The sequence below is a fragment of the Roseivivax halodurans JCM 10272 genome (genome assembly GCF_000521785.1).
In the GTDB taxonomy this organism is placed as follows: Bacteria; Pseudomonadota; Alphaproteobacteria; order Rhodobacterales; family Rhodobacteraceae; genus Roseivivax; species Roseivivax halodurans.
In genome coordinates this window covers 25,242-38,609 of record NZ_JALZ01000025.1, presented here as the reverse complement: position 1 = coordinate 38,609, position 13,368 = coordinate 25,242, and the positions used below count along the sequence as shown (strand labels likewise).

Genomic DNA, 13,368 nt, shown 5'->3' with positions numbered 1-13,368 from the left:
TCCACTTTTTCGGGGCAGGATCACACCTGTCCGAACTCGCCAAGGTGGCCGCGGAGCGCATTGATTATCTGCGTCCGCTGCCGGACCAGAAGCTCGCGGACGCGAAAGATCATGGCAGCGCCCTGCGTCTCTTCGCTCTTCACCGGCACGAACCGCGTTCCGCGCCTTCGAACGATCCCCCGGATCGTTCGATCCGCTGGCGCGGACCAACTTGAACTGGGGCGCATCGCCGCTTCACAGATCGCCTCGGCATCCGCAGCATCGTTCTTCTGCCGTTTAACGAAAGGCTTCACGTAGGCGGGTGGGATGAGCTTCACCGCATGCCCCAGTTTCCCGATCTCGCGCCCCCAGAAATGTGCGCCGCCACAGGCTTCCATCGCGACGAGGCAGGGTGGCAGCTGGCTGAGGAACGCCAGCACCTGGTCCCGCCTCAGCTTCCTGCGCACCACGACGCGCCCGGTGTCGTCAGCTCCGTGAAGCTGGAATATCTTCTTCGCAAGATCGAGACCGACCGTGGTAATCTCCGACATGACCGTCCTCCTTTGTGGATCGTCGCAGACCCACCTTGGCACATCGATGCCCTCGGGGGCGGTCACATCATCAACGCCCCGCGGAGCCCTCGAAGCTTTGGTGAAGAGGAAAGGGCAGGGTGCCTTGATGTGAGGCAAGGTGTCGTGACACCGCCTGATCCAGAAGCCCCTGCACCTCATTCGAAGAGGCGCAGAGGTCTCCGGGGCATTTTCTTTGGGACAAAACCGGCTTAGTCGGAAAGCGCCGGTGGCAGGCCTGCCGGGAGAAGTGTTTTACCGGAGGTGTCTGGATGAGACGGGTACTTGTCACCGGGGCCGCCGGCTTCATCGGGTTCCATTCTGTGCAGCGCCTTCTGGGTGAAGGTGTGCGGGTCGTGGGGCTCGACGCGATGACGGATTACTACGACGTCTCGCTCAAGCGGGCGCGGCTGGCCGAGATCGGCGAGAGCCCGGATTTCCGCTTTGTCGAGGCCGCGGTCGAGACCCCGAACATGCTGATGGATCTCTTCGCCGAGGAGCGGTTCGACCTGGTGATCCATCTCGCCGCGCAGGCCGGGGTGCGTTACTCGATCGAGAATCCGCGCTCCTACCTTCAGAGCAATATTGACGGCACGTTTGAGCTCCTGGAGGCGGCGCGCGCGCACCCGCCGGCGCATATGCTGCTCGCCTCCACCTCTTCGGCTTATGGCGCCAATACCGAGATGCCCTATGCCGAGACGATGCGGGCCGATCACCAGATGTCCTTCTATGCCGCGAGCAAGAAGGCGACCGAGGCGATGGCACATTCTTATGCCCATCTCTACGATCTGCCGATCTCCATGTTCCGCTTCTTCACGGTTTACGGGCCTTGGGGGCGGCCCGACATGGCGCTGTTCAAGTTCACCCGGGCCATCCTCGGGAATGAGCCAATTGACGTCTATAATCACGGCGACATGAAGCGCGACTTCACCTATATCGACGATCTTGTGGACGGCATTCGCAAGCTGGCGGATGCGGTGCCGGAGCGCGGCCATCCGGTGGGGGAGATTGACAGCCTCTCGCCCGTCGCACCGTTCCGGGTGGTCAATATCGGTAATTCCGAACCCGTCCAGCTCATCGACTTCATCATCGCGATCGAGGCGGCGACGGGGCGGCAGGCAGAGCAGACTCTGCTGCCGATGCAACCCGGAGACGTGCCGGCCACCTGGGCCGACACCTCGTTGCTCGAGACCCTGACCGGAGCGAAGGCCGGTACGTCTGTAGAAGCGGGGGTGGCGCGCTTCGTGGAATGGTACCGGGGCTTTTACGGCGTCTAGAGCAAGAGATGTTTCGCGCGCGAAACACCCCCGCGGTGCCAGCAATGCTCTTGGGGAGCGATGACGGCGAGCGGAGGCCGAAGGGCCAACGGGTTCAGGTGGCGCCGCAACCGGCGTATCAGGGGCCTGAGACAGCAAGAGGCACATGAACGACATGGATGACAGCGCATCATTCCGGGGCTCGGTGCTCGAGGCGGCGCGGCGCGTGCTGACCACCGAGGCCGAGGCCCTGCAGGCGCTTGCCGAAGAGCTCCCCGAGGATTTTGCGGCCTCCGTGGAGATGATGCGGAGCGCGTCCGGTCGGGTGATCGTTTGCGGCATCGGCAAGTCCGGTCATGTCGGACGTAAGATCTCGGCCACGCTCGCCTCGACTGGGACACCTTCCTATTTTGTACATGCCGCCGAGGCGAGCCATGGCGATCTTGGGATGATCGCGAAAGGTGACGTCTGTTTGCTGATCTCGAATTCGGGCGAGACGGCAGAACTCTCGGATGTGATCGGCTATTGCGCGCGGCCAGTCTGCGGCTCACGCTCCCGAAGCGTCCCGAGGCTTGCCCGATGGGACTTGCGCCCACCACCTCTACCACGATGATGCTTGCGCTCGGAGATGCGCTTGCGGTGGCGCTGATGAGCGAGCGTGGCTTTGAGGCTGCGGATTTCCGCGACTTCCACCCAGGCGGCAAACTCGGCTCACAGCTCGCCCAGGTGGCCGATCTCATGCATGGACCCGAGGCGCTGCCGCTGGTGGCGCCCGAGACGCCCATGACCGAGACGCTGTTGGTGATGTCCGCCAAGGGGTTTGGCATTACGGCGGTGACCCGCGCGGACGGCCGGCTTCACGGTGTGGTCTCCGACGGTGATTTGCGCCGAAACATCGCGCACCTCTCCGAGAAGAGCGCGGGCGAAATCGCCATGCGCGACCCGGTCACCGTGACCGCGGACATGCTGGCAGCGCGGGCCCTGGCGGTTCTGAACGAGCGCAAGATCTCGGGGCCCCTGGTGGTCAGTGAAGACGACCAACCCGAGGGGGTCCTGCATATTCAGGACCTTCTGCGGGCCGGCGTCGCCTGATACGGGACGGGCGCCAACACTTTCGCAGCGATCACCGCTGGTGTCGCCGTCAGCGTCCGGCCGCAGAACCGAAGCCTAAGCGAGGCACCCTTTTGCCGGGCGATTGGTCTTGGTATCGAAAACTGCCCGCCAATGCTGGCGGCGCCGATATTAGGTTGCCGAAGGGAGCCCCGAAATCATGAACGCCACAAGGCCGATAGGTGGGATGCGACCGGCGGGGTCGGGCAGGAACTTTTGTGTTTGGACGGCGAGGGCTGGGAAGCTGACCTCTGTTGGGAGGAGCACCCATCTCGAAGCCACAACCCAAATCCAGATCTGTCTCCGCGGCGGATTCAGCTGATGGACGTCACGATCCTGATCCCGGCGCGTTACGCATCGCAACGTTTCCCGGGCAAGCCTCTGGCAAAACTGACCTTGCCCAACGGCACCACCAAGAGCCTCATCGAAATGACCTGGGAGGCGGCGAACAAAGTGCGCGGAGCGACCCGTGTCGCGGTCGCGACCGATGATACACGCATTGCCGAGACCTCCCGGGCTTTTGGGGCAGAGGTGATCATGACGTCGGAGGCTTGCGGCAACGGGACCGAACGCTGCGCTGACGCGTTGGCGCGGGCGGGGATCGAGACGGATCTTGTGGTCAACCTGCAGGGGGATGCCCCGCTCACACCGCCCTGGTTCGTCGAGGCGCTGATCGCGGCGATGGAGGGTGATCCCGCTGCGCAGATGGCGACGCCGGTATTGCGCTGCGACACCACCACATACGGTCACTTCGTCGAGGACAGGAAGGCGGGCCGGTGGGCGGCACCACCGCTGTCTTTGATCGGGAGGGACGGGCGCTCTATTTCTCCAAGGAGGTCGTTCCCTATATCGCGCCGGGCGCCGTGCCGGACCCGCTTCCGGTCTTTCACCATGTGGGGGTCTACGCTTACCGGCCTGCAGCGCTGGAGCGCTACGGAACATGGGAGGCAGGGCCGCTCGAGATGATGGAAGGGCTTGAGCAGCTGCGGTTCCTCGAGAACGGAACGCCCGTGGCCTGTGTCGAGGTCGAGGCGCAGGGCCGTCTCTTCTGGGAACTCAACAACCCCGAGGATATTCCCCGCATTGAAGCCGCACTGAAGGAGCTCTGAGATGGAGTCTATCGACACTCGCATCGTTACGGTTCGTGACGTGGAGATTGGTGGTGCAGCGCCTTTTGCGCTGATTACCGGCCCATGCCAGCTCGAGAGCCTCGATCATGCCCGGATGATGGCCGAGCGCCTCGCCGAGGCCTGCGCTGCGACGGGGACGCGCTTCATCTTCAAGGCTTCTTACGACAAGGCCAACCGCTCCTCTCTCGGCACCGCACGAGGGCTTGGCATGGAGAGGGGTCTCGAGATCCTCGGAACCATCCGCGAGGAGTTCGGCGTGCCGGTCCTGACCGATGTGCATGAGCCCTGGCATTGCGAAAAGGCGGCGCAGGTCGTGGACGTGCTGCAGATCCCCGCCTTCCTCTGTCGTCAGACCGACCTCCTGCTGGCCGCGGGTGAGACCGGCGTTGCGATCAACGTGAAGAAGGGCCAGTTCCTCGCGCCATGGGACATGGAGAATGTCGCGGCGAAAATTGCTTCGACCGGGAACAAGAGGATCATGCTCTGCGAGCGGGGGGCGAGCTTTGGCTATAATACGCTGGTCTCGGACTTTCGTTCCCTGCCCATCATGAGCCGCACCGGTTATCCTACCGTTTTCGACGCCACCCATTCGGTGCAGCAGCCGGGCGGCATGGGGGCGAGCTCCGGCGGGCAGCGCGAATTTGCGCCGGTCCTGGCCCGCGCGGCTTGCGCGGTTGGGGTCTCAGCGCTCTTCATCGAGACGCACGAGGACCCGGACAATGCTCCGTCCGACGGGCCAAACATGATCCCGGTAGACCGGATGGCATCCCTCATCGCGGAGCTGCGCGCCTTCGACGATCTACGCAAGGGCAGGGCGAATTCTTAGTCGAGCAGCGAAACGGCATTGTCTCCGTCCGAAACCAGACGGATGGGGGACCTCAAAGCACGGATTTACTCGCCGGCAGGTGGTTGCGGTGTATGCCTCCGGGAAGCACCGCCTGAGGACGGGGTTGGATTTCGGCTGAGAAAACGGGGTTGATGCCGTCGGAGGGCGGTTACAGCCTCAATGCCGTGCTGCGGTCACTTCATCGCATCCGGAAACCTGTCCAGAACGGGTGCACCGCTGCTAAGAACGCGCGAGCCTGCGCAAGATCATCGGCCGGGATCGGTATGCTGTTGCGTGAAATCGGTTGACCCCGACCCGGTCATTAGCCCTTTCCAAGGGCCATGCAGCCTGATCAGAAGGCAATTGGCGGGCACGAGAGCGCAAATTTGTCCGTTGTTCTTGGCGATCGTTCCCCCAGCGTGCAGAACGGGCCCTCAACCGGAACCACTACATTACGACGCCTCGCGATAAGGAGACCGCCCGTGCGGAGATATGCCCCCCTCGTCCTTACCCTCGCCCTGACCTGGCCCGCCTTTACGGCGGCGCAGGAGCCCCAGGAGGTCAAGGTGTTCATCGGCTCCATGTTCGAGATTGGCGAACTCGAGGGAGACCGGGCCGGCGAGTTCCAAGCATGGTACGAGGACTACCTCTCAGAGGCGGAACCGAGAGAGGTGCCAGGGGCGGCGAACCCGGTCTGGTGCAACGACGAGGGCGTTTGCGGGTCGATCCTCGGCATGGGGAAGGTGGCGTCATCGTCGTCGATGATGGCGATCCTCCTCGACCCCGCACTCGATTTCTCGAACGCCTACTTCCTGATGACCGGGGTCGCGGGCACGCCGCCGGACAAGGGCACGATCGGCGCGGTCAGCTGGGCGACTTGGCTGGTCGACTACGATCTCGGTCATCGCTGGGCCGCGGATGAGGTGCCGGAGGGAGAACCGCTCTTCATGCCGCGGGACGGCTACGAGGACATCCGCGTCTACGAGCTGAACCCCGATCTGGTGGATCACGCAGTCGAGCTCAGTTCGAACGTGGAGCTTACAGACTCGCAGGATGCACAGAGCTACCGCGAGCGCTACCCTCAGGAGACCGCCCGGCGCGCGCCCTTTGTCTTTACAGGCACGCATATGACCGGGGACACGTTCTTCCATGGACCCGGCCTGTCGAAACAGGCGCAGTACATGACCGAACTCTACGGCGCGGATGACTACGTCATCACCGAGATGGAGGCGGCCGCCATTGCCCAGGTTGTCGACCGCCTTCACGGCACGGATCGGCTCCTGAGCCTGCGCGGTGCGGTGAACTTCGACCAGGGACACCCGGACGAGACGACGCTGGAACATCTCGATCCCGCTCCCGGAGAGACAGCCGGCGGCTTCGCGGAGACGATCGAGAACATCCACGCGGTTGGGGCGGCCTTCGTTGAGGAGGTTGTGAACAACTGGGACCAGTGGCGCGAAGGCTCGCCCAAGAACTAGGAGGGTGGGTCCTCGCGGCGCTTATCCCAGAGGCGGCGTGACGTTTCGCAAGAAGCTCAGAAGGTCCGCGGAGCTGGACTTCTTCACTATGCGTCCGAAAAAGAATGCTTTTTCAGCATCGATCGCCAGACGAACGGAACGGCACCATGAACGGATGTGGCATGGCCTCATCTTGTTTTTTGCATGCTCCGCCCGTTGTATCTCTGATCATTTGGCAGGCCGATAATGACAGCGATGCCGTGGAGGCAACGATGAGGATGTCACACCTGCACACATAAAAAAGCGGCGGGCCGTTTCGAACCCGCCGCTCATTATTGATCTTGCTGTTGGGCCTGTGGCCTTACGCGGCCTTGTTGGCCGCCGAGGTCGCCTTGTCTGCGGCGCCTTGAACGTTGGCAGCGGCTTTCTGACCCATGTCCTCACCGGCTTTGGAGGCCAGCTCGGTGGCTTCGGTCGCCGTGTTCTGGCTCACGGTGGCGAAGGCCTGTGCCGTGCGCATGAAGAGATCCATCTGCTTCTGCGCGAAGTCGCTATAGGCCTTGCCGTAATCGGCCGGCTCATTGCGGACCTGAGCCACCTCACGGAGGTTCGAGAACGCTTCCTTGGCGGTGTCGTTCGCGATGTCGGAAGACCGCGTTGCGGCCTCCGTGCTGATTGCCGTCATGCGCTCAGCCGTCTGGCCCCAGGTCTTGAAGAGGTCCTGATAGCCCTTCGGATCAAACAGGTTCTGCATGTCGTTGGCTGCGGATTTGGTGTTTTGCTTCGTGGCCATGTCGGGTCTCCTTCCAGAGAAGATGATGTCTCAATGGCGCCCTCTTGCGCCTCTGAACCCTAGGTAATGCTGCAGTGCAGCATTTTCAAGGGATCGATGTGCTGAGCAGAAATCTTCGGTCTCAGGCGCAGCGGTGCACTGTCCGGAGGGAGCGCCTAATTATGGTCGCTTGAGGGCCAATCAATCAGCCTCCGAGTTCCTCCACCCCCAGAAGCTCCACCCCGGCAGCGCCGCGATCGCTTCCAGGTCGCTCTCGTGGCGCCGATCGAAGAAGTCCCGCTCCTCCGGCGACCAGGGATCGAAGCCGGGGGAGGCGCTGCGGGGATGAGCGGCCACCACCTCGCGCCAGCGCTGGTGGGGCCAGGGTCGGCCGGCCTCCCAGGACGCGCGCATCGCCTCGACCGCATTGCGCGAAAAGCCGGGGCGCTCGGAATGGTTCACTTTGCGGAACTGTGCAACGGGCAGGCCGATAACCCGTGAGATCAGGGCGGCTTCGCGGCCCCGCAAGGTCTCGGCGGTGTAGACGGTCAGGGGTGAGCCGGGAAAGGCGCGTTGCAACCCTCTCACGAGAGGCAGCCAGGAGAGGCGGGGCAGGGGGCTCTGCAAGAAGCTTTCAAAGGGAAGGAAGGGCACAGCTTTCAGCGTTTCGCAATAGAGCGAGGGCAGATAGCTGCCGAGGTTGCGCAAGCCCAGTCCGTTTTTTTCGAGCGCGTCTTGTCCAGCGCCACCTTGAGAATGTCGACCTCGAGCGTCTTGCGGCCGAGCTGGCGCTCGAGCTCGCGGATGCGATACTCCATCTGCCGGACGGCACGATTACTGGTCACATCGTCATCCTCGGACACGGCCACCGCTCCCCCGTCCAGCATCAGACCGCGCCAACGATACAACAGGTTCGGAGCCACGCCATTCCGGCGCGCGACGACAGAGATGCTGGCACCGTCCTCCAACGTCTCCTCGACGATCCGCAGCTTCTCCGTGGCAGGCCAGCGGCGCCGACGGCCACCATCGGTGATGATCTCTATCTCAGACATAAGCACGTGCTCAGGCATATGCCTAAGCCTCCATGGCTATGCCCAAGTGTCCGGTCGAAACGGGGGCCAGTTCACAAGACCAAGATCCGCAAGGTTGGCACCTTCGCTGTCACGACCCTGACGACGAAAATGCTCACCATCTTGGATGCCAAGGAGGGCGACACGCTCTTCGTGGTCAGGGTGACGGCTGACTCTCAGGATCATGGCGCATGATCATTCTTCGGTGGCTGAGTGAACTGGCCCTGACGTTTTGCGCTTGAACGGCTTTGTCTTTCGCCCGGATCCGGTTGAGGGCGTACAAATGATGGAAGGCCTGGTTTCGGGATGTATCGACGAGGCCAGCTTTGCTGCTTGGGTGTTTGTCGGTCTAAATCCCCACTGACGCGGGTGCCGTGCTGTGGAGTCATAGCCGGTTTAGAGCTGCCGCGAGCCAGAGGGCGACTGTTGATGCTCTCCCCTGCCGGTAGAGCCTCAGCCGGCCCAATCGCCATAGACGGAGTGGAAGCGTTGAGGCTCGCATTTCGGCGAATCCGTTCAGCAGGGACCGGTTCTCCGGCGCCAGACGATCCTCGGAGCGGCGCAGTGCGGCGATGTTGATTGCGTTCCAGTCTCGGAACCGGCCGGTGACGATCATTCCGATCCGCTTGGCGCGTTCGCGGGCGCTGTCATTGGCGCCGATCTCGTTCTGGCCGTGTTGGCGGTAGAGCAGCGTCGGCTCGTCGTCATGCACGATACGCCCGCCGGCCCCCGAGACGATCTGGTAGATCCACCAGTCGTGGATCACTACCTTGCCCGCCTCCTGTGCCGCCGCTTGAACCAGGTGGGTGGCGGCAGGGTTCAGCAGGATCGTGTTCCCGGCCACGACATTTTGCACGAGCGCGTTGCGGAAACAGATCGGCCGCGGCCGTGGTGGCGAGAGCCGGAGCGGATTGCCGTCCGCGTCGGAGATCCAGCTACGGCTGCAGAAGAGGGCAGGGGTCTCGGGGGGGATGTCTTTTAACGCCGCGAGCGAGCGTTCGAGCTTATCCGGGAGCCAGATATCGTCCTGGTCGGCAAAGGCGACCCAGTCATTTGGGTCTGCGTGGCCGAGGAGCGAGAGGAAGTTGGCTGCAGCGCCCTGCCGCGGACCGTCGTGAACGATGACGCTGTGATCCTCGCCGAAGGCATCAAGAACCGTGCGGCTGTTGTCCCAAGAACCGTCGTCGCTCGCGATGACTCGCCAGTGGGGATGGCCTTGCGCGGCAATACTCTCCAGCTGCTCGGCCAGATGCGCGCCACCGTTGTAGACAGCGAGCAGGATCTGCACATTCGCAGCATCGTTGTAGGCTAGTGTCATTCGGATGTGATCCTCGCCGGGATTCTGAGGCTTTTGGCTGAGTCGTCGTCACCCTTGGGGCTCCGTTCGACGATGAATTTGGTAGCAAGCGGTGCATCACAAACTGACGGCCAGCTGTACCAAATATCCGGGTGGGTCTTAGACGAGAATACTTCGGTCTCAAGCTTTAGACTGACTGACGCCCCAGTCATGGTAAGAGGCGCCTGATCGCAGTAGGTCTGCGCCGCACGATATGCTTGAAGACAGCGGCTTGGTGCCGAAAGAAGAATAGCGCTTTCGTTGGGCCTTTGGGCGGCACAAGTTGCATGTGCTTAATGACCACGCCGCCGCGCAAGATGAAGAGAAGTGTGGCGTGCTCACTTTTCGGCCGGTCAAATTCGAAACCGGTCCCGTCGTAGTCGAACCCATGCATTGCGCGTATGTCGGGCCGGAATGCGCGTGCAACGGGCATCAGCCCATCATGTCCGGCCTTCAGGAGGATCAATAACACGGGAGCCAGATCGCCGGCATCGACTGCCCAGCCGGACAGGCTAGCCTCTTGCCGGGGTCTAGGCATCTCGGCGCGCAAAGCGTCTTCGGGCAGGCGGGGCAGGGCGTGCCGCATTTGCCCGACGCCCAGTGTCACGGTCGAGATCGTTTCTGACAGAAGTCGGTTTTCGCCGGGCGCGTGCCGGAGCGCGACAGAGAGAGCAGAGATGTCGATCATACTATGGACGCGCTTTCGTCTTTCTCCGGAGGACAAAGACTGGCGGCACTCGCATGCGGGTCGCGCAGGGTCGGATCTTGCCAGAGTGTCAGCCGGCGAAGCAAGGATGGCACCATGTCCGCCTCGGGCACGAAGGCTGCCGAAAGAAGCGCCCCCGCGACACGGCGCGCCCGGGCTTGCCATGTCGCGCGCCAGCCAGCATCGCTATGCCGCGTGATCGCTTCACCAAGGTCGGGATGGGCCCCCGGGGGGGGCGAAGCAGGCCGTTCCCATCGGTACCGCGATTCCCCCAAGGAGCGTCGTTTCGAAGAGCACTGAACTGTTGATGCCGACAACGAGATCTGCTGCCTGGATCCGAGCCGGCAGGGCGCTCGGGGCCTCTATCGCCGGCAGAATCTCGACCCCGGCGTGGCCCCGCCAAGGAGCAAGGGCGCGATCCTGCTCCACCCAGACCTCACCGCCGCGGGCAAAGACCCCGGGATGGGGCTTGAGATGTATCACCATACCGGCCGCGAGAAGCGGGGGGATGACCTCGTTCAGGAATGCAGCCGGGCTGTCGTAGTAGCTGTAGAGCTGCAGGTTCGCATCGTCGGCGAGCTGAAGCGGCACCAGCGCCGTGGGGCCTTTCCTGCCCGCGCGCACGCGACGGGGATCTCCTTTGGGATGCACGATCTTCAGGAGGGCTTCAGGCTCCGGCGCCTCGGGCAGCGTTTCGACCTCGAGGCGGGTGGTGGAGGCCGCGCCGTTCACCCCCTCGGGATCCATGAGCAGCGCGGGGGTGAAAGGTGCCCGGAAACTCGCGAGTTCGAGATGGACCCGTACGAGATCCTCCGCCTCGGTGATCTGCCGGACGGCCGCATTCTCGCCCCAGAGGACCACTGCCTCGAAGGTAAATGCCTCGGCCCTGAGCCGCGTCAGCAAGGTTGTGTAGAACCGCGAGATCTCGGCGCCGGGATCCCGCATGAGCTCGTGCCAGCGCTGCATGCCCGATCCGTCCCAGGAGATTGACAGGGCGTGCATTCTTTCTCGCTCCGCGGGAGAGGGCACCAGTACCAGAGGCCAGAGCTCGGGCGCTTCCTGTAGGACGACATCTGCCATGATTGGGTTGCACAAAAGCCGTGCCTCCCACCCGGGGCGGGCCGCGATCTCGGCGAGCGCCGTCAGCATCTGCTGCAGGGGCACCCTGAATTCGGAAAAACAGTCGCGAATGCCGTGAGGTTCGACATAGAACAACACCTTCACGGGCCGGATCCTTCCGCGAGAAGTGGCGCGAGCGCATTCACGAGCCGCGCTTCCGCCGCGCCCGGCCGGCAGGCTTGCAGCCATGCGCGCTCATGCTCATGAGTCAAGGCGGCAGTCGGGCCTCCTTCCGATGCGGCTGTGCAGTTCGGGGTCCACGTCTTGAAATGGTCAGGTTGCATGAGCCGGTGGGGCGGTGCCGGGGACACACGTACCTGCTCCGGGATAGCCCCCCAACATGTGGCGCCGGCGGCCAGCGCCCGTGACAGCGGCGCCCCGCTCTGCATTATCTGCCACGCGCCATCTCCCGAGGGAGGATAGAACACGATGTCTCCGGGTCCGAGGCTCGGAGCGATGCGGCTCAGGGTGAGGCGCGGATGATCGCGGAATGCCGGAGTGAGGAACGCAGCTTCGCTTATCTCCATCGGCACCTTCAGGACCTCCGCCGCCTGAGCCAGAAGCGGCTCATGCCTGCGCAATGCGGCCCGATCCGGCGGAGCGGTAACCTCGAACAGGATGCGGCGCGGAGGCACGGGTCTCCATGGGACCTCGATGGGCGCGTGCGCCGGATCGAGCGCAAAGGGAAGCGTTAGCGAAAGTGCTGCCGGATTGCGCGCCTTCAGCCTCGCGGCCATGGCAGGCCCGGTCACCAGAAAGGCGTCGCACAGGGCTATGGAACGGGCGAAATGGCGGACCCGGGTGGCCAGGTACTCCTGCGGGAGCGCGGGATGGGCGCGCAGGGGGCTCTCGCTCCAGAGCCCGAGATCGAAGTCGGGTGTCTCGAAGGCGGCTGCAATGCCTCCACCGCGACGGCGCAGCTCGTCTCCCAGCCGGGCCAGGAGAGGGCTGAAGACCGGGTTCGACAGGACGAGCCAGCGTGCGGAACTCGGAAGCACGACGGGAGGCCTTTTCATCCAATGGCCCCGTCCGCACCCGGCCAGGGCCAACATCCACGACAGGGGGCCTGTCAGCCAGTGGCCCCGTCCGCTCCCCGCCAGGATCCGCATCCAGGCCGGGGGACGGCTCGACCCCGCCCCAGGGGCGGGCGTGTGATGGAAATAGAGACCGCCGAAACTTGCGCCTCCTGTCATGCTCACCCGGTATGCTTGCGCAGGTCGTCGAAGGCACGCAGCTCCCCGATAAGCGCCTCCATGCGCTCCACGGGGATCATGTTCGGGCCGTCCGAAGGGGCGTTGTCGGGATCCTCGTGGGTCTCGATGAAGAGCGCCGAGACGCCCACCGCGCAGGCGGCGCGGGCGAGCACTGGCGCGAACTCGCGCTGGCCGCCCGAGGTGGCTCCCATGCCGCCCGGCTGCTGCACCGAATGGGTGGCGTCGAAGACGACCGGGTAGCCGGTGCGCTCCATCGTGGGCAGGCCACGGAAGTCGGTGACGAGCGTGTTGTAGCCGAAACTCGTGCCGCGGTCGCAGAGCATGATCCGCTCGTTGCCGGTCGAGGCGATCTTCTCGGCCACATTGTCCATGTCCCACGGCGCGAGGAACTGGCCCTTCTTGACGTTGATCGCGGCACCCGTCTCGCCGGCGGCGAGCAGGAGGTCGGTCTGGCGGCAGAGGAAGGCGGGGATCTGCAGCACGTCCACCACCTCGGCCGCCTTCGCGCAGTGCCAGGGCTCGTGCACGTCGGTCAGGACCGGCACGCCGAACTCCTCGCGGATGGTCCCGAGGATCTCGAGCCCCGTCTCCATGCCGAGGCCGCGGGACGTGCCGAGCGAGGAGCGGTTGGCCTTGTCGTAGCTGGCCTTGAAGATGAACTTCGTGCCCGTGGCGGCGCAGGCCTCGGCGATACGTTCGGCCATCATGCGCGCGTGATCGAGGCTCTCGAGCTGGCAGGGACCGGTGATGAGGGCGAAGGGGGCGGCGCCGCCGACCTCCACATTGCCGATGGTCACGGTGCGGGTCCGGATCGGATCCATGGC

The 13,368-nt window shown here is 63.9% G+C and carries 10 protein-coding genes and 4 pseudogenes; 5 read left to right on the top strand and 9 right to left on the bottom strand.

Annotated features, from left to right (window positions below):
• Positions 1-23: 23 nt before the first annotated feature.
• Positions 24-530: pseudogene (locus tag OCH239_RS16555) on the bottom strand (IS110 family RNA-guided transposase); the annotation flags it as partial.
• Between the two features lie 290 nt (positions 531-820).
• Here OCH239_RS16555 and OCH239_RS16550 point away from each other — a divergent pair.
• From OCH239_RS16550 to OCH239_RS16530, 5 genes and pseudogenes are all read left to right on the top strand, one after another.
• Complete coding sequence (locus OCH239_RS16550; RefSeq protein ID WP_037265059.1) at positions 821-1,825, top strand: SDR family NAD(P)-dependent oxidoreductase; 1,005 nt, start codon at positions 821-823, stop codon at positions 1,823-1,825.
• A gap of 154 nt (positions 1,826-1,979) precedes the next feature.
• Positions 1,980-2,896 (top strand): annotated as a pseudogene (locus OCH239_RS16545) (KpsF/GutQ family sugar-phosphate isomerase).
• A 339-nt stretch (positions 2,897-3,235) separates the two neighbouring features.
• A pseudogene (locus tag OCH239_RS16540) lies at positions 3,236-4,023 on the top strand (3-deoxy-manno-octulosonate cytidylyltransferase).
• A 1-nt stretch (position 4,024) separates the two neighbouring features.
• Positions 4,025-4,870: a 3-deoxy-8-phosphooctulonate synthase gene (gene kdsA / locus OCH239_RS16535; protein WP_037265057.1), complete on the top strand. Its 846-nt coding sequence runs from the start codon at positions 4,025-4,027 to the stop codon at positions 4,868-4,870.
• Between the two features lie 482 nt (positions 4,871-5,352).
• Positions 5,353-6,348: a purine-nucleoside phosphorylase gene (locus OCH239_RS16530; RefSeq protein ID WP_037265055.1), complete on the top strand. Its 996-nt coding sequence runs from the start codon at positions 5,353-5,355 to the stop codon at positions 6,346-6,348.
• Positions 6,349-6,688: 340 nt separating this feature from the next.
• On the opposite strand, the gene OCH239_RS16525 is transcribed toward OCH239_RS16530, so the two are convergent.
• The 8 genes and pseudogenes from OCH239_RS16525 to kdsA (OCH239_RS16490) all read right to left on the bottom strand — a co-directional run bounded on the left by OCH239_RS16525 (position 6,689) and on the right by kdsA (OCH239_RS16490) (position 13,365).
• Positions 6,689-7,120: a phasin family protein gene (locus OCH239_RS16525; protein WP_037265052.1), complete on the bottom strand. Its 432-nt coding sequence runs from the start codon at positions 7,118-7,120 to the stop codon at positions 6,689-6,691.
• A 180-nt stretch (positions 7,121-7,300) separates the two neighbouring features.
• Positions 7,301-7,807, bottom strand: coding sequence for a hypothetical protein (locus OCH239_RS16520; protein ID WP_157577913.1), 507 nt, complete (start codon positions 7,805-7,807; stop codon positions 7,301-7,303).
• Positions 7,792-8,169, bottom strand: a pseudogene (locus OCH239_RS16515) (transposase); the annotation flags it as partial. The gene OCH239_RS16520 and the pseudogene OCH239_RS16515, both read right to left, overlap by 16 nt.
• A 385-nt stretch (positions 8,170-8,554) precedes the next feature.
• Positions 8,555-9,487, bottom strand: a complete 933-nt coding sequence (locus OCH239_RS16510; protein ID WP_037265047.1) for a glycosyltransferase family 2 protein — start codon at positions 9,485-9,487, stop codon at positions 8,555-8,557.
• A 187-nt stretch (positions 9,488-9,674) separates the two neighbouring features.
• Complete coding sequence (locus OCH239_RS16505) at positions 9,675-10,193, bottom strand: YjeF N-terminal domain-containing protein (protein WP_037265044.1); 519 nt, start codon at positions 10,191-10,193, stop codon at positions 9,675-9,677.
• A gap of 222 nt (positions 10,194-10,415) precedes the next feature.
• On the bottom strand, positions 10,416-11,435 hold the full coding sequence (locus OCH239_RS16500) for a capsular polysaccharide export protein, LipB/KpsS family (RefSeq protein WP_037265041.1): 1,020 nt from the start codon (positions 11,433-11,435) through the stop codon (positions 10,416-10,418).
• Positions 11,432-12,346 carry a hypothetical protein gene (locus OCH239_RS16495; RefSeq protein WP_037265039.1) on the bottom strand — a complete coding sequence of 305 codons (915 nt, stop codon included), beginning with the start codon at positions 12,344-12,346 and terminating at the stop codon, positions 11,432-11,434. Before OCH239_RS16495 ends, OCH239_RS16500 begins: the two co-directional genes overlap by 4 nt.
• 179 nt (positions 12,347-12,525) lie before the next feature.
• Positions 12,526-13,365, bottom strand: coding sequence for a 3-deoxy-8-phosphooctulonate synthase (gene kdsA / locus OCH239_RS16490; RefSeq protein WP_037265036.1), 840 nt, complete (start codon positions 13,363-13,365; stop codon positions 12,526-12,528).
• Positions 13,366-13,368: the final 3 nt, after the last annotated feature.